This window comes from Clavibacter tessellarius, from assembly GCF_001618005.1.
In the GTDB taxonomy this organism is placed as follows: Bacteria; Actinomycetota; Actinomycetes; order Actinomycetales; family Microbacteriaceae; genus Clavibacter; species Clavibacter tessellarius_A.
Genome location: NZ_LQXA01000024.1, coordinates 51,871 through 67,494 on the forward strand (window position 1 = coordinate 51,871; position 15,624 = coordinate 67,494).

The 15,624-nt window shown below is 73.5% G+C and carries 16 protein-coding genes; 6 read left to right on the forward strand and 10 right to left on the reverse strand.

From position 1 onward, the window contains the following. Position 1: 1 nt before the first annotated feature. The 5 genes from AWH51_RS06220 to AWH51_RS06240 all read right to left on the reverse strand — a co-directional run bounded on the left by AWH51_RS06220 (position 2) and on the right by AWH51_RS06240 (position 5,125). Positions 2 to 700, reverse strand: coding sequence for a response regulator transcription factor (locus AWH51_RS06220; protein WP_063071231.1), 699 nt, complete (start codon positions 698 to 700; stop codon positions 2 to 4). After that, complete coding sequence (locus AWH51_RS06225) at positions 697 to 1,902, reverse strand: sensor histidine kinase (protein ID WP_254654494.1); 1,206 nt, start codon at positions 1,900 to 1,902, stop codon at positions 697 to 699. The genes AWH51_RS06220 and AWH51_RS06225 overlap by 4 nt, the downstream gene beginning before the upstream one ends. 116 nt (positions 1,903 to 2,018) lie before the next feature. Next, on the reverse strand, positions 2,019 to 2,858 hold the full coding sequence (locus AWH51_RS06230) for an ABC transporter permease subunit (protein WP_063071233.1): 840 nt from the start codon (positions 2,856 to 2,858) through the stop codon (positions 2,019 to 2,021). After that, positions 2,855 to 3,790, reverse strand: coding sequence for an ABC transporter ATP-binding protein (locus tag AWH51_RS06235; protein ID WP_063071234.1), 936 nt, complete (start codon positions 3,788 to 3,790; stop codon positions 2,855 to 2,857). The genes AWH51_RS06230 and AWH51_RS06235 overlap by 4 nt, the downstream gene beginning before the upstream one ends. A 129-nt stretch (positions 3,791 to 3,919) precedes the next feature. Next, positions 3,920 to 5,125 (reverse strand): aminotransferase class I/II-fold pyridoxal phosphate-dependent enzyme, encoded by a 1,206-nt coding sequence (locus tag AWH51_RS06240; protein ID WP_063071235.1) that lies wholly within the window; start codon positions 5,123 to 5,125, stop codon positions 3,920 to 3,922. A gap of 201 nt (positions 5,126 to 5,326) precedes the next feature. On the opposite strand from AWH51_RS06240, the gene AWH51_RS06245 reads away from it, so the two are divergent. The 5 genes from AWH51_RS06245 (at position 5,327) to AWH51_RS06265 (ending at position 11,200) form a co-directional block, all read left to right on the forward strand. After that, positions 5,327 to 6,913, forward strand: a complete 1,587-nt coding sequence (locus AWH51_RS06245; RefSeq protein WP_063071236.1) for a S1C family serine protease — start codon at positions 5,327 to 5,329, stop codon at positions 6,911 to 6,913. Between the two features lie 142 nt (positions 6,914 to 7,055). Next, positions 7,056 to 8,129: a glycosyltransferase family 2 protein gene (locus AWH51_RS06250; RefSeq protein WP_063071237.1), complete on the forward strand. Its 1,074-nt coding sequence runs from the start codon at positions 7,056 to 7,058 to the stop codon at positions 8,127 to 8,129. Continuing rightward, entirely contained in the window at positions 8,126 to 8,947 is an 822-nt protein-coding gene (locus AWH51_RS06255) for a CDP-alcohol phosphatidyltransferase family protein (protein WP_063071238.1), read from the forward strand. Before AWH51_RS06250 ends, AWH51_RS06255 begins: the two co-directional genes overlap by 4 nt. Then, positions 8,944 to 9,819, forward strand: a complete 876-nt coding sequence (locus AWH51_RS06260; RefSeq protein WP_063071239.1) for a glycosyltransferase family 2 protein — start codon at positions 8,944 to 8,946, stop codon at positions 9,817 to 9,819. The genes AWH51_RS06255 and AWH51_RS06260 overlap by 4 nt, the downstream gene beginning before the upstream one ends. A 97-nt stretch (positions 9,820 to 9,916) precedes the next feature. Beyond that, on the forward strand, positions 9,917 to 11,200 hold the full coding sequence (locus tag AWH51_RS06265) for a hypothetical protein (RefSeq protein ID WP_063071240.1): 1,284 nt from the start codon (positions 9,917 to 9,919) through the stop codon (positions 11,198 to 11,200). A 38-nt stretch (positions 11,201 to 11,238) separates the two neighbouring features. Here the strand turns inward: AWH51_RS06265 and AWH51_RS06270 are convergent, their stop codons facing one another. After that, positions 11,239 to 11,988 (reverse strand): hypothetical protein, encoded by a 750-nt coding sequence (locus AWH51_RS06270; protein WP_063071241.1) that lies wholly within the window; start codon positions 11,986 to 11,988, stop codon positions 11,239 to 11,241. Positions 11,989 to 12,139: 151 nt separating this feature from the next. Between AWH51_RS06270 and AWH51_RS06275 the strand changes: the two genes are divergently transcribed. Then, positions 12,140 to 12,463, forward strand: a complete 324-nt coding sequence (locus AWH51_RS06275) for a helix-turn-helix domain-containing protein (RefSeq protein WP_063071242.1) — start codon at positions 12,140 to 12,142, stop codon at positions 12,461 to 12,463. Here the strand turns inward: AWH51_RS06275 and AWH51_RS06280 are convergent. The 4 genes from AWH51_RS06280 to AWH51_RS06295 form a co-directional block, all read right to left on the reverse strand. Then, positions 12,453 to 12,764 (reverse strand): hypothetical protein, encoded by a 312-nt coding sequence (locus AWH51_RS06280; RefSeq protein ID WP_063071243.1) that lies wholly within the window; start codon positions 12,762 to 12,764, stop codon positions 12,453 to 12,455. The two genes, AWH51_RS06275 and AWH51_RS06280, sit on opposite strands and share 11 nt — an antisense overlap. A 76-nt stretch (positions 12,765 to 12,840) precedes the next feature. Beyond that, positions 12,841 to 13,638, reverse strand: a complete 798-nt coding sequence (locus tag AWH51_RS06285) for an ABC transporter ATP-binding protein (RefSeq protein ID WP_063071244.1) — start codon at positions 13,636 to 13,638, stop codon at positions 12,841 to 12,843. Further along, the gene (locus tag AWH51_RS06290) at positions 13,638 to 14,438 is read right to left on the reverse strand and encodes an ABC transporter permease (protein WP_254654495.1); all 801 of its coding nucleotides are present in this window, start codon (positions 14,436 to 14,438) and stop codon (positions 13,638 to 13,640) included. The genes AWH51_RS06285 and AWH51_RS06290 overlap by 1 nt, the downstream gene beginning before the upstream one ends. Before the next feature lie 36 nt (positions 14,439 to 14,474). Then, complete coding sequence (locus tag AWH51_RS06295; RefSeq protein ID WP_063071246.1) at positions 14,475 to 15,167, reverse strand: NTP transferase domain-containing protein; 693 nt, start codon at positions 15,165 to 15,167, stop codon at positions 14,475 to 14,477. Positions 15,168 to 15,624: the final 457 nt, after the last annotated feature.

The window sequence follows — 15,624 nt, forward strand, 5'->3', positions numbered from 1 at the left end:
GTCACGCACCGGGCCGCACGAGCCCGCAGTCGTACGCGAGGATCACGGCCTGCACGCGGTCCCGCACCTCGAGCTTCGCGAGCACCCGGCCCACGTGCGTCTTCACCGTCGACTCCGACAGGAACAGGCGTCCTGCGATCTCCTGGTTGGTGAGCCCCTCGGCCAGCGCCGTGAGCACCTCCAGCTCGCGGGCGGTCAGGGGGCGCAGTCGCGGGTCGGCCGCGCCCTCGCCCGTCCCGGCCGCGCCGCCGGTCGCGGGCATCGCGGGGCCGAGCAGCTCGATCATGCGGCGCGTCACGCGCGGGGAGATGGCGGCGTCGCCGTCGGCGACCGCGCGGATCGCCTCCATGAGGTGCTCGGGCCGCGTGTCCTTCACCAGGAACCCGCTCGCGCCGGCGCGGAGGCCCGCGAACGCGTACTCGTCGAGGTCGAACGTGGTGAGGACGATGACGCGCGTCGCCGGGTGGCGCGCGACGATCTCGGTGGTGGCCTCGATGCCGTCCATGCCGGGCATCCGCACGTCCATGAGCACGATGTCGGGCGCGAGCTCGCCGGTCCGCGCGACGGCCGCGCGTCCGTCGGCGGCCTCGCCCACCACGTCGATGCCGGGCTCGGCGTCGAGCACCATCCGGAAGCCCATGCGCACGAGCGCCTGGTCGTCGACGATGAGCACGCGGACGGGGCGGGCGGGGTCGGTCATCGGTCCTCCTGGATCCGCGGGGGGAGCGGGGCACGGCTGTCGCCGTCCCCGGGTCGTACGTCGTGGCGGCCGCTCGGCAGGGTGGCGTGGACGCGCCACCCGCCGCCCTCGCGGCGACCGGCCGACGCGGTCCCGCCGTACACGGCCATCCGCTCGGACACGCCGAGGAGCCCGCGTCCGCTGCCGGGGACGGGCGGCACGACGGGTCCGGTGGCGTCGTCGTCCGTGACCTCGACGGTGATCGCGTCGGGTCGGTGGTCCACGCGCACGTCGACGCGGCCGGCGTTCGGCGCGTACCGCAGCACGTTGGTCAGCGACTCCTGCACGACGCGGAAGACCGCCAGCTGGCGGCCCGGGTCGTCGGGCGGAGCACCCGTCGTGGTGAAGCGCACGGGCAGGCCGGTGGAGCGGAACGAGTCGACGAGCGCGGCCAGCTCGCCGTGCCCCGGCTGGGGTGCGCGGAGGGGCGGCGCGTCCGCGTCGGCGTCCTCGGCGAGGACGCCGAGCATCCGCCGCATCTCGGACAGCGAGGTGCGCCCGGTCTCGGCGACCTCGCGCATGGCCTCGCGGGCGAGCTCGGGCCGGGCGACCGCGCTCGCGCCAGCGCCGTCGGCGAGGGTCACCATGACGGTGATGCCGTGCGCGACGATGTCGTGGATCTCCCGCGCGATCCGGGTCCGCTCCGCGGCGGTCGCGAGGAGCGCCTGCTGGTCGCGCTCGCGGGCGAGCTGCACCGCGAGGTCGCGCAGGGCGTCGACGTAGCGCTTGCGGCCGCCCACGTTGGTGCCGATGAGGGTCGCGATGAGCATCGGGATGAGGTTCACGACGAGCAGCGTCGCCGCCGAGGGGTCGAGCGGCCCGGTTCCCGCGGTGGCCGGCACCACGATCGCCGCGAGGAGCCCCGCGCCGCCGAGTCCGAGCCACGCCCGCCGGGTCGATCCGTGGACGGCCACCGCGTACAGCGCCACCGCGATGGGGAACCCGTCGAACGAGTCGGTGACGAAGGCCGTGGCGGCCGCCGCCGCTCCGGCGATCGCGAGCACGGTCACGGGTCGGACGCGCCGCGCCATCAGCGCGACCCCGGTGACGAGCGCCAGCACCACGACCACCACGCCGCCGGCCGGCACGGCCGAGCGGCTGCCGGCGACGACGCCCGAGGCGATCGACGCCCAGGTCACGACGAGGGCGAGCGCCCCGTCCACGATCCGCGGATGACGTGCCATCCAGCCGCGGACGGCTCCAGGCGGGGTGGGCAGGCGGACGCCGTCGGGCGCGGCGACGGTCGCCGCGCCCGACGGCGCCCTCCGGTCCGCGTCGATCAGGCGTCCCGCTTGCGGGCGAGGATCAGCGCGGGCACGAGGATCACGGCGACCCAGCCGACCATCACGAGCAGCGCCTGCCAGAACTCGAGCTCGTCGGGCGAACCGGACGGCAAGGAGTACAGCCGCATCCCGGCGTTGAAGGGCAGGTACTCGAGGAGGTCCGAGACCCACGGCAGCACCGCGCCCAGGATGCTCGCGATCAGCGGCAGGACGAGGACGAGGCCCATCAGGGCGCCGATCCCCGCGGCGCCGTTGCGGAGCAGCATCCCGAAGGCGAACCCCATCAGGCCGATGAGCACGATGAAGAGGGTTGCGCCGAGCATCGCGGTGAACGCCTCCCCGGTGGCGATGTCGATCTTCGCGCCCACGTCGATGAAGAACGCCTGGCCCACGAGCACGGCGGCGACGACGGCCACGGCCGACACGATGAACGTGACGACCGTGAACACGATCCCCTTCGCCACGAGCGCGCCGAGGCGCCGGGGTGCGGCGCTGAACGTCGAGCGGATCATGCCGGTGGAGTATTCGCCGCTGATCGTGAGGACACCGAGCACGCCCGCGACGAGCATGCCGAAGATCGAGAAGGTGAGGGTGAAGCGGAGCAGCAGCGGGGTGGCGGGTTCTCGGCCCAGCGCGAGCTGTTCGCCCATCTGCCCGGCGATGGGGGGCGCGAACATCGCGGAGAAGCCGACGAAGACCAGCAGGATCAGCGCGAAGCACCAGACGGTGGAGCGCAGCGTGCGCAGCTTGATCCACTCGGAGCGCATGAGGCGGGGGAGGGTGGGACGGCCCGACGTCACCGGTGCGGGCGCGGAGGCGGTGCGGGTGGCGGTCATCGTGCGATCTCCTGCTCGGTCGTGCCGACTGCGGCGCTGTGGTACTCGACGTCGCCCTGCGTGAGCGACAGGTAGGCGTCCTCGAGGGACGCGGTGATGGGCGTGAGCTCGTGCAGCACGACGCCCGCGGACATCGCCGCGTCTCCGACCTGCGCGGCGTCGAGGCCGGTGATCTCGATGACGTCGCGCTCGACGCTCGTCACCACGACGTCCGGGCGGGCCACGGCCTGGCCGAGCCGGTCGGCGTGCGGGGAACGGACGCGGACGAGTCCACTCGTGGCCCCCGCGACGACCGCGGCGACGGGCGCGTCCGCGAGCACGCGCCCGCGGCCGAGCACGATCAGGTGGTCAGCGGTCTGCGCCATCTCGCTCATGAGGTGGGAGGAGAGGAGCACGGTGCGGCCCTGGCCGGCGAGGTAGCGCGTGATGTTGCGCACCCACAGCACGCCCTCGGGGTCGAGGCCGTTGACGGGCTCGTCGAGGATCAGCGTGCGCGGGTCGCCGAGGAGCGCCACGGCGATGCCGAGCCGCTGGCCCATGCCGAGGGAGAAGCCGCCGACGCGCTTCTTGGCGACGGGCTGCAGGCCCGTCATCTCGATGACCTCGTCGACGCGGGCGCGCGGGATGCCGTGGGTGGCGGCCATGGCGAGCAGGTGGTTGTAGGCGCTGCGGCCGGTGTGCACGGCCTTCGCGTCGAGGAGCGCGCCGACCTCGTGGAGCGGGGCCTGGAGGTCCCGGTAGCGTCGGCCGTTGACCGTCACCGAGCCGGACGTGGGGCTGTCGAGCCCGACGATCATGCGCATCGTGGTGGACTTGCCGGCGCCGTTCGGACCGAGGAATCCGGTCACCATGCCCGGCTGGACGGTGAAGCTCACGCCGTCCACGGCGGTCTTCGCGCCGTAGCGCTTGGTCAGGTTCTCAGCGACGATCATGCGCGCTGCCTCCTCAGGATGGGGTCGCGGGCCCAGCGCCCGCGGATCCCACGTTAGGGCCGGCCCCTCCGGCGGCGCGTCCCCCCTCCGGCCCCCGCGCTCCGGCCCCCGTGGTACCCGGGTGCCGCGTCAGCGGGCGCGGTCCGCCAGCCCGGCGAGCCGCCGCACCGCCTCCTCGAGCACCTCGGTGCGCTTGCAGAAGGCGAACCGGACGAGCGACGCGTGCTCGGTCGCGAGCGGCTCCCGGCAGAAGGCGGAGAGCGGCACCGCGACCACGCCCGCGAGCTCCGGCAGCCGCAGGCACAGCTCGCGGGCGTCCGGGAAACCGAGCGGCGCCGCGTCCGCGACGATGAAGTAGCCCGCGGCGGGCAGCGTGATCCGGAAGCCCGCGGCCGTGAGGCCGGCGGCGAGGATGTCGCGCTTGGCCCGCAGGTCGTCGGCGATCCCCGCGAAGACCTCGTCCGGCAGGGCCAGGCCGACGGCGATGGCCGGCTGGAACGGCGCGCCGTTGACGAAGGTGAGGAACTGCTTCACCGCGAGGATCGCCGACACGAGCGGCGCGGGCGCGGTCAGCCAGCCTACCTTCCAGCCCGTCGTGCGGAACGTCTTGCCGCCGGAGGAGATGCTGACGGTCCGCTCCCGGGCGCCCGGCAGGACGGACATGGGCTCGTGCGATCCGTCGAACACCAGGTGCTCGTACACCTCGTCGGTCACGATCACCGCGTCGTGGGCGATGGCGAGCTCGACCACGAGCTCCCGCACCTCCCGCCGGAGCACCGTCCCGGTGGGGTTGTGCGGGTCGTTGAGGAGGATCACGCGCGTGCGGTCCGTGACCGCGCGACGCAGGTCGTCGAGGTCGGGCTGGAAGCGGGGCCCGCGGAGGGGCACGGTGCGGTGCACGCCCCGCGCGAGGGAGATGAGCGCCCCGTACGCGTCGTAGAACGGCTCGAGCGTCACGACCTCGTCGCCTTCCTCCACGAGCGCGAGGAGCGTCGCCGCGATCGCCTCCGTCGCGCCGGCCGTGACGAGCACCTCCGTGGCCGGGTCGACGTCGATGCCGTGGAACCGCGCCCGGTGGGCGGCGATCGCGGCCCGGAGCTCGGGTGTCCCGCGTCCCGGCGGGTACTGGTTCGCCCCGGCGGCGATGGCCTCGCGGGCCGCCTCGAGCACCTCGGCGGGGCCGTCCTCGTCGGGGAAGCCCTGCCCGAGGTTGATCGCCCCGGTCGCCGCCGCGAGCGCGCTCATCTCGGCGAACACGGTCGTGCCGGGCGTCCCGTCGTCGGCCAGGAGCATGGCCCCGCGGGCTGCGCGCGTCCACGCGCCGGAGATCGTCATGGCCCCCATCATGGCGGGGGCGCCGCACGCGCGGCCGACCGCCGCGTACGCTCGGGACATCACGGCGGGGGAGCCGGGAGCACGTCGCCATCCGACGCCCGCCCGGTGCGGGCGCCGCCTGCGGCGACGCCTGTCAGCACGGCCATAGACAACGCCCAGACTCCACCGTGATGCTGGCACCACCTGAGAGGAGCACCACTGATGACTGACAGTCCCCACGGAGCCGGCGACGACGAGGCCGCGCGCGCACGCGCCACGGGTCCCGACGGCTCCCCGGCGGGCCCGGCATCCTCCGGTCAGGGAGGCGACGGCGACGCGGCGGGCACGGCATCCTCCGGTCCGGCGCGCGAGGGCGATCCCTCCTGGCCCGCCCCCGACGGTCCCGCGGCGGCCGCCCATCCCGCTCCCACGAGCCCCGCGACCGCACCCGTCACCCCGTCGGCGGACCAGCGCGACACGCTCGCCTACGGCACGGCTGCCGCCGTCCCGCCGGCCGGGTCCCCGCAGGACCCCTCCGCATCCGCTTCGGGCGCGGCCGCCGCACCGCCGCGGCGCAAGGCGAGCAAGGCCCTCCCGCTGGTCGCGATGCTCGCCGTGGGCGCCCTCATCGGCGGAGCCGCGGGCGGCCTCACGACCTGGGCCGTGGCGCACGACGACGACGCCTCCGACGCGGTGAGCCAGTCACCGGCCAACATCACGGTCAACGACCCCGAGGACGCCACGCCGATCACCGCCGTGGCGGCCAAGGCCTCGGGATCGGTCGTCACCATCTCCGTCGCGGGCGCCACGGGCGCCGGCACCGGATCGGGCGTGATCCTCTCCGCCGACGGCTACGTCCTCACCAACACGCACGTGGTCACCCTCGACGGTGAGATCGGCGACGGATCCATCCAGGTCAAGACCGCGGACGGCGCGCTCTACACGGCCAAGCTCATCGGCACCGACCCGGTGGTCGACCTCGCCGTCATCAAGCTCGACAGCGCGAGCGGGCTGACGCCCATCGAGTTCGCCGACTCGTCGAAGCTCAACGTCGGCGACACGGCGATCGCGATCGGCTCGCCCCTCGGCCTCTCCGGCACGGTCACCGACGGCATCGTGAGCGCCCTGGACCGCAGCATCCAGGTCGCCTCCTCGGCGGCCCCGCAGACGCCGGGCGACGGCAGCCAGAGCGACGAGACCCCGTTCAACTTCTGGCCGTTCGGCAACGAGGGCAAGGGCGGCTCCGGCGGACAGGGCGGCTCCGGCCAGGGCGGCTCCGGGGGCCAGGGGCAGCCCGCGGCGAACATCAGCCTCGCGGTGATCCAGACCGACGCGGCCATCAACCCCGGCAACTCCGGCGGGGCTCTGCTGGACGGCGACGGCAAGCTCATCGGCGTCAACGTGGCCATCGCGAACGCGAGCGGGACGAGCGGCACCTCCGGGAACATCGGCGTCGGCTTCGCGATCCCGTCCAACCTCGCCAAGCGCGTGGGCCAGGAGATCATGCAGGGCGGCTCCGCCTCGCACGGACTGCTCGGCGCCAGCGTCCGCGACGTCGCCAAGGGCGACTCGTCCACGCCGGTGGGCGGCGCGTTCATCGCGGAGCCGCAGAGCGGCGGGGCGGCGGCGGACGCCGGCCTGCGCTCGGGCGACATCGTCACGGCCTTCGAGGGCCGGCCCATCAGCAAGGCCAGCGACCTCACGGCGCAGGTCCGCGCGATGCCCGGCGGCAGCGACGTGAAGCTGACGGTCATCCGCGGCGGGCAGAAGCAGCAGGTCGACGTGAAGCTCGGCACGCTGCAGCAGTAGCGGTCACGACGGAGGGGCGGGTCGGCGAGAGCCGGCCCGCCCCTCTCGCACGCCGGGGTCGGGTTATCCGGCAGGCTGGTAAACTCCTGCGAGGCTCGGCCAGGCAGGCCCCGGCCGCACCTCCTCCACGAGATCGGCTCAGATGGCGAACCACCCGCGACGCGACCCCGTCGCCGGCATCCCCGGCGGACTGCCCGCCGTCTCGTACGTCATGCCGATCCTGAACGAGGCGGCGCACGTGCGCGCGGCGGTCGAGAGCATGATGCGCCAGGACTACGGCGGCGACTTCGAGGTCGTCCTCGCGCTGGGCCCGAGCACCGACGGCACGACGGAGGTCGTGCGCGAGATGGCCCGGGCGGATCCGCGCATCACGAGCGTGGACAACCCCAGCGGCTCCACCCCCGGCGGCCTCAACGCCGCGATCCGCGCCACCCGGAACCCCGTGGTGATCCGCGTCGACGCGCACTCCCTCCTCCCGCGCGACTACACGCGCATCGCCGTCGAGACGCTGCAGGCGACGGGCGCCGACAACGTCGGCGGCCTCATGTCGGCCGAGGGTCGGACGCCGTTCGAGAAGGCCGTCGCCCGCGCGTACGGCGCCCGCGTCGGCCTCGGCGGCACCGCGCATCACGTGGGCGGCGAGGAGGGGCCGGCGGAGACCGCGTACCTCGGGTCGTTCCGGCGTGACCGGCTCCTCGAGGTGGGGCTCTTCGACGAGGGGGTCCGTCGCGGCCAGGACTGGGAGCTCAACCGACGGCTCCGCCGGAGCGGCGGGCTCGTGTGGTTCACCCCGCGGATGAAGGTCACCTACCGCCCCCGCTCCACGTTCCCGTCGCTGGTCCGGCAGTTCTTCGCGACGGGGCTCTGGCGCGGCGAGCTGGCGCGCCGGTACCCGCGACAGAACGGCGTCCGCTACTTCGTGCCCCCCGTGGCGGTGGCGGGCGTGGCGACGGGGCTGCTCCTCGGCGCCGCCGGCGCGATCGGACCCGCCGTCGGGCTACCGGGCCTCCGCCGCCTGGTCGGCGCGTTCGCCGTCCCCGGCCTCTACGCGGGGTTCGTCCTCGTGAGCACGGTCGGCGTCGCGGCGCGCGACGGGGCGGCCACGATGCTGCGGTTCGCGGCGGTGCTGCCGTGCATCCACTTCAGCTGGGGCACCGGCTTCGTGCTGGGATTCCTGCACCTCACCGACGACCTCGACGGGCACACGGGACGATGACCTCCGCGACCGACCCCGCCGCTCGCGGCCTGCCCGGATCCATCGCCGAGCTGCGCCGCGTCACGCAGCCGCCCGAGGTCCGGCTGCGCGCCAACGCCGAGCACTGGACTGCGCACCTCTACCTCCGCGACCTCTCGCCGTACCTCACGTGGCTGCTGCTCCGCACGCGCATCAGCGCCAACGGCGTCACGGTCGTGATGATCCTCACCGGCTGGGCCGCCGCGGCCGCGCTCCTCATCCCGGGCATCGCCGGCGCGGCGCTCGCCCTGGTGCTCGGCCAGCTGCAGATGCTCGTGGACTGCTGCGACGGCGAGGTCGCGCGCTGGCGTCGGACCTCGTCGCCGGTCGGCCACTTCCTCGACGCAGTGGGGCACTACTCGACGGAGACCCTCATCGCGCTCGCGCTGGGGATCCGCGCGGCCGCCTACCCGTTCGAGGCGCCGGACGACCTCCCGTGGACGACGCTGGCCTTCGCCCTGGCGCTGGTCATCGTGCTGAACAAGGCCCTGAACGACATGGTGCGCGTGGCCCGCGCGTCGGCCGACCTGCCCAAGGCGCCCGCGGGCGCGGGGACCGTGGCCTCGCAGCGGTCGCTCATCGCCACCGCGCGCCGCATCGTGCGCTTCCTGCCCTTCCACCGGATGTTCCACTCGGTGGAGCTCACGATCGTGACCTTCGTCGTCGCGCTCGCGGGCCTCCTGCTCGGCCAGCCGGAGACCGACCGCGTCTTCCTCGTCGCGCTGGTGCCGCTCGCCGTGCTCGCGCTCGTGGGCCACTTCGTCATGATCGTCACCTCGCGCCGTCTGACCTCCGCGTGACCGGCTCCCTGCCGCGCGTCGGCGTCGTCGTGCTCAGCCAGGGGCGGCGTCCGGACGGCCTCGCCGCGGCCCTCGCGTCCGTCCTGCGGCAGGAGGGCGTCGCGCTCGACGTCGTCGTGGTCGGCAACGGCTGGGACCCGACGGGCCTGCCGGCCGGGGTCCGCGGTCTGCACCTCCCCGAGAACCTCGGGATCCCGGCCGGCCGCAACGCCGGGGTGCCGCTCGTGGTCGGCGACGCGCTGTTCTTCCTCGACGACGACGAGACCGTCCCGAGCGCGTCGTTCGTCCGGGACGCACTCGCGCTGATGGGGGAGCGGGGCGACGTCGCGCTCGTCCAGCCGCGCATCGTCGACCCGACGGGAGCCGCCACGCCCCGCCGGTGGATCCCACGGATCCGCAAGGGCGACCCGGCCGACTCGAGCGCCGTCTTCTCCGTGCTCGAGGGCGCGGTCGTCGTGCGCCGCGACGCGTTCGAGGCGGCCGACGGCTGGGCGGGGGAGTTCTTCTACGCCCACGAGGGGATCGAGCTGGCCTGGCGGATCTGGGACCAGGGGCTGCGCGCCTGGTACGCCGGCGACCTCGTCGCCCACCATCCGGCCGTCGCGCCCACCCGGCACGCGGAGTACCACCGCCTGAACGCCCGCAACCGCGTCTGGCTCGCCCGCCGCAACCTGCCGCTGCCCCTCGTCCCCGTCTACGTCGGGACGTGGACGGCCGTGCAGCTGATCCGCAGCGCCCGCGGCGGCGACGGTCTGAGCACGTGGCTGCGCGGCTGGCGCGAGGGCTGGACCACCTCCCCGGGCCGACGCCGGCCCCTGTCCTGGCGGACCGTCGTCCGCATGACGCGCGCGGGCAGGCCGCCCGTCATCTGATCGTGACCCGGCATCCCGCGGTCACGATCTCCTACCGTTCCGCGCCCCCGACCGGGGCGGGGCCGGGGCCGTCCGGAGCGCTGGCTACGGTGGATGCATGGGTCTCCTGAACGACGCGCGCCTCGGCGTGCGCGCCATCCTCTCGCTCGTCCAGCAGCGTCGGGCTCGCGGATCCCTGCAGCGCAAGCTGGCGCTCCGGCCGCCGTCGCCGCAGGGCGAGTACCGCATCGCCGTGTACTTCGCCGACTCGGCCGTGAACATGTACCAGATCCGGCAGTGGTACCGGCCGCTGGCGGAGCTCGCCCGGACGCACCCCGTCGTGATCCTCAGCCGCCACCCGAGCGGGGCGGACGCGCTCCTCGACGAGAGCCCGCTGCCGGTCGAGTACGTGCGCCGGGTGGCCGACCTCGAGCGGGTGATCGCGGAGCAGGACATCCGCATCGTCCTCTACGTCAACCAGAACACCCGCAACTTCCAGATGATGCGGTACGGGCGCCGCTGGCACGTCTTCGTCAACCACGGCGAGTCCGACAAGATGTACATGACCACGAACCAGTTCAAGGCCTACGACTACAGCCTCATCGCGGGGGACGCCGCCCGCGCGCGGCTCGGCAAGGTCCTCTGGGACTACGACCTCGACCGGCGCGCGATCCCCATCGGCCGCCCGCAGGCCGACCACTACGCGGGTGAGCTGCCGTTCACGCCGGACGACCGGACCGTGGTCCTCTACGCCCCCACCTGGGAGGGGGACCGCGCCGCGGCCGCGTACGGGTCCATCGCCACGCACGGCGTCCCGCTCGTGCGCGACCTGGTCGCCACGGGCCGGCACCGGGTCCTGTACCGGCCGCATCCGCGCTCGGGCGTCGTCGACCCCGAGTACGCCCGTGCGGATCGCGAGATCGCGGCCGTGCTCGAGCGGGCGAACGCGCAGGACCCGTCGGCGCAGCACGTCGTCGACCGGTCCCGGGAGCTCGGCTGGCAGCTGTCCGCGGCCGACATGGCCATCGTCGACATCTCGGCCATGGTCTACGACCGGCTGGCGGCGGGGAAGCCGCTCATGGTGACGCGACCCGTGCAGCCGGAGGCGCAGATCGACACCGACGGCTACCTCTCCGACTGCGAGTGGCTGACCGCCGACGACGCCCGCAGCATCGTCGCGCGCCTCGACGAGCTGCAGCACGACGCCGCGGCCGACCGCCGGCTCGCGGCGTGGGTGCGCCACTACTTCGGCGATGCGTCCCCGGGTGCCGCCACGGCCCGCTTCCACGCGGCGATCGAGCTCCTCCTGTCGGAGTGGGACCGGCACGCCGCCCTGCATGCGCGCGACGAGGCGACCGACGGCGGGGACGCAGAGGTGGACGACGAGGACGAGGAGTCCTGATCGCGGGGAGGGCCGCGTGCTCGAGAGCCGTCCAGCCGCTAGCGCTTGGCGGCCTTCTTCTCCGCGATGCGGATCACGCGGGGCTTCTTCTCCGGCACGGCGAGGTCGGCCGGGAACGTCGCGGGCGCCGGGCCGAACGCCTGGCGGGAGCTCGCGACGATCTTGCCGCCGAGCATCCGGTTGCCGGTGCCGCCGATGACGGCGCCGATGCCGAAGGGCACCGCGCGGCCGAGCGCGCTGGCGCCCTGGTTCACGACGAATCGGCGGATGAAGGCGCGCTTGATGCGGTCGGCGATGGGCCCCATGGCGAACGACGGCAGGCCGGAGGTGATCGCCCGGCCCCAATTCGCGTTCCGGTCCGTCGGCTGCCCCGAGAACTGGCCCGTGAACTGCTGGATGACCTGGGCGCCCGGTGCGCCGAGCATCATGGTCATGACGAGGGCCCGGGCCCGCACCGGATCCTCGACGGTGATGCCGTGGACCTCGGTGATGGACTGCGCGAAGAGCGCGCTCGCCTCGAGGAAGCCCGCGGTCTCGACGCCGGTCAGGGCGAGGGAGACGCCGGTGCCGATCCCGGGGATGACGGCGCTGGCGCCCACGGCGGCCCCGCCCGCGGTGACCGCGGTGAGGAAGCGCTTCTCCAGGATCGCGATGATGCGGTCGGGGGAGGCCTCCGGGTGGCGCGCGCGTATGGACCGGATGTGGGCGAGCACGACGGGGCGCTGCACGGACAGGAGACGATCGATGCCCGTGGCCACGGCGGGATCGAGGTCGGGTGCGTCGTTCATGGGGAGAGCCTACGCGGCGGCAGCTGATCCTTCGTGCCCTCCGGGTCCGTGCCGCCCGCGCGATGTCCGGGGGTGCTCGAGAGGGTAGGCCGTAGAAGCATGGGGCGTTCGCGCTCTGGCTATTCCTTCATGTGGCGGATAAGCATGTGCCATGGTCACCACCGTCTCCGAGGCCGCCGCCGCGTTCGGCGCCCGCGTGCGCGAGCAGCGCCAGCGCATCGGCATCAGCCAGGAGACGCTCGCCGAGCTCTCCGGCATCCACTGGACCGCCCTCGGCAAGATCGAGCGCGGGCAGCGGAACCCCTCCCTGCGGAACATCATCAAGATCGCGAGCGGCCTCGACGTGGACGCGGGCCTCCTCGTGACGGGCCTCACCGCCGACATGCTCCCGCAGGACGACGGCGACTCGCCCGCCGAGCTCATCCGGCTCGAACGCGAGCGCGACCGGCGCGGCACCACGCCCGTCAGAAGCTGACGCGCCACAGGTACTCGCCCCCGTCCGGACGGAACCACCGCACCACGAGGACGGTGTCGAGCGCGAGGTCGTCCCCGCGGATGGTCGTGGACAGCCGCTCGCCCGGCCGCACCGTGACGGGCGCTCGCGAGAGCATCGTGCCGGAGCCGAGCAGGTGCAGCGAGATGGCGTGCAGCACCTCCTCGCCGACGTTGACGAGCGCGAAGCGGGGGCGTTCGAGCGTGCGGTCGAAGTGCCAGGGCACGCGGTACGCGGGCTCGGGATCCGGGCGGACGGGCAGGGGCGGGACGGGTCGCAGCATGCGTGCACGGTAGGGGCGACGTGCGACGTGCGAGGTCGCGGGCCTGTGGAGGGGCGGGGCTGGGGAGGAGGGGCGCCTAGCTGGCCGCCGCGGCCGGTGCCGCGGGCGGCTCGAGGTCGGCGTTGTAGGCGTCCACCACCCGGTCGATGGGGCCGTCGAGGACCAGCGCGCCCCTGTCCAGGTAGAGGCCCCGCGTGCAGAAGCGGCGCAGGTCGCGCTCGTTGTGCGAGACGAAGAAGAGGGTGCGCCCCTCCGCCAGCATCTGCTCGATGCGGTGGTAGCACTTCTCGCGGAACGCCTTGTCGCCCACCGCCAGCACCTCGTCGACGAGCAGGACCGGCTCGTCGAGGCGGGAGATGACCGCGAACGCGATGCGCACCTTCATCCCGCTCGACAGGTGCTTGTACGGGGTGTCCACGAAGTCGGGGATCTCGGCGAACGCGATGATCTCGTCGAACTGCGCGTCGATCTCCGCCTTCGACATCCCGTGCAGGCCGGCCGTGAGGTAGATGTTGTCGCGCACCGTCAGGTCGTTGACGAAGCCGCCCGTGATCTCGATGAGCGGGGCGACGCCCGCGTGCACGCCGACGGCGCCCTCGTCCGGGATCAGCACCTCGGCCACCAGCTTGAGGAGCGTGGACTTGCCCTGCCCGTTGCGGCCGACGACGCCGATCGCCTCGCCTGCGCGCACCTCGAAGCTCACGTGGCGCAGCGCCCAGAACTCGCCGGGGCGGGCGCGACGGGCGGACCCGGCGAACAGGTCCTTGAAGCTGCGGCGGGCCTTGCGGTTCCGGCGGAAGCGGATGCCCGCGTCTCGGACGGCGATGACCGGGGCGGAGGCGTCCGCGGAGGCGGCGGCGGGTGCGGCGTCCATCAGATCTCCTTCAGCACGGCAGGCAGGGAGCGGCGGAAGACGAGCGCGCCCACGGCGAGCAGGACGCCCGCGATGAGCGCGCTCACGCCCACGGCGTACCAGTCGAGCTCCGCGGGGAAGAACGCCGAGCGGTAGAGGCCGAAGATGCCGGTGAGCGGGTTGAGCGCGGCCCACGGGTGCAGCTCGGCGGGCAGGTCGCGCGACGAGTAGACCACGGGGGAGGCGTAGAAGAGGAAGCGCAGGACGAGCTTGACGGCGCGCTCGAGGTCGCGGAAGAAGACGACGAGCGGCGAGATGACGAGGCCGATGCCGAGGAGCAGCGCCGCCTGGATCACCACGGCGAGCGGGAACAGGAGGACCTCGACCGACAGCCCCGCACCGGCCACGATCGCGAAGACGGCCAGCACGGGCAGGCTCGCGATGAGCTCGAAGCCCTTCGCGAGCACGAGCCGCAGGACCCAGATGGTGCGCGGGATCCGGGTCGATCGCACGAGCTTGGCCTGCGAGCTGAACGCCCGGGTGAAGTCGCTCGTGGCCCCGGTGAACCACATCCACGGCAGGAGGGCCGCGAGGAGGAAGACGATGTACGGCTCCTCGCCCACGTCCCGGGTGAAGACGACGGTGAAGACGAACCAGTAGATGCCCGACATCACGAGCGGGTCGAGGATCGACCAGAACCAGCCGAGCGCGCTCGTGGAGTAGCGGACCTTGAGGTCGCGCGTGGTCAGCAGCCAGAGCGATCGGCGGTACCGGGCCGCGGGGGTGCGGGACGCGCGGCCGGGACGGACGGCATCGTGCACGGCGGGGATCCTCTGCGTCAGCATCCCCGAGGCGGCCTAGACGAAGAGGTTGGCCCTCTCGAGGTCCTCCGCGAAGTCGACCTCGACCGCGTACAGGTCGGAGATGTCTACCGGTTCGATGAGCAGGGAGTCCTGCTCGACGCCCAACTCTATTCCACGCTCGAAGTAGTCCTGGTCGCCGACGCGGGCGAGCTGGCGGATGAGGACGGGCTTGTCGGCCTTGGAGACGTAGTTGATGCCGACGGCCTCGCCGAGCCCGCCGACGACGGTCTTCGACAGCTCGCGGATGTAGCCCTCGGGGCTCGTCGTGTACTTGACCTCCTCGTCGGACACGCGGGAGGTGTTGACCGTGACGAAGGACTGGTCCCGGGCGATCATGGCGGCCGCGCGGCGCAGGATCATCGGGTCGAACACGACGTCGCCGTTCATCCAGAGGACGCCGCCGGGGCCCGAGGCGCGCAGGGCGCGGAGCAGGCTCTTCGACGTGTTCGTCTGGTCGTACTGCTCGTTGTAGATGTACTCGGCGTCCGGGAAGGCGTCGATGATGTGGTCGAGCTTGTAGCCGACCACGATGCTGACCTTGGCGTCGTCGCCGAGGCCGAAGCGGATGTTGTCGAACTGCTGGCCCATGATCGTGCGGCCGTCGCTGAGCTCGGTGAGGGGCTTGGGGAGGCTGCGTCCGAGACGGCTGCCCATGCCTGCCGCCAGGATGACTACCTGGGTGGTCATGTGTTCTCCGTTCGATGCGGGGTGCGGAGTCCGATCGGGAGCCCTCCGACGTCGAGGGTTCGCCGGGACTTCACCCGCGGGTTTCCTGTTCGACACGCCGTCATGCCTCCTCCACCCTACGCCGCGGGTGGGGAAATGCGGGGGAGGCGGGAAGCGGTCGTGTCCCTTTCGTGACGTCCGGACGGTCGCGGTGCCGCGGATCGGCGCCTCTACGGGCGCTCGGGGGAGCGGTGCCCGCCGTAGCACGAGGACGCCCGGGCGGGCGCGGAGGAGGGCCTTGCTAACGTGGGCGCGTGACCGACGCCCCCGACGACACGACCTCATCCGACGCGACGTCCGACCGGTCCGCCGCGCTGCCCGACGGGGCCGCCGGCAGCCCCTCCGCGACGCACGCCGATGCCGACCGCGCCACCGACGCCGGTGCCGCCGCCGCCCCGGCCCCGCGCCCCGGACCGCG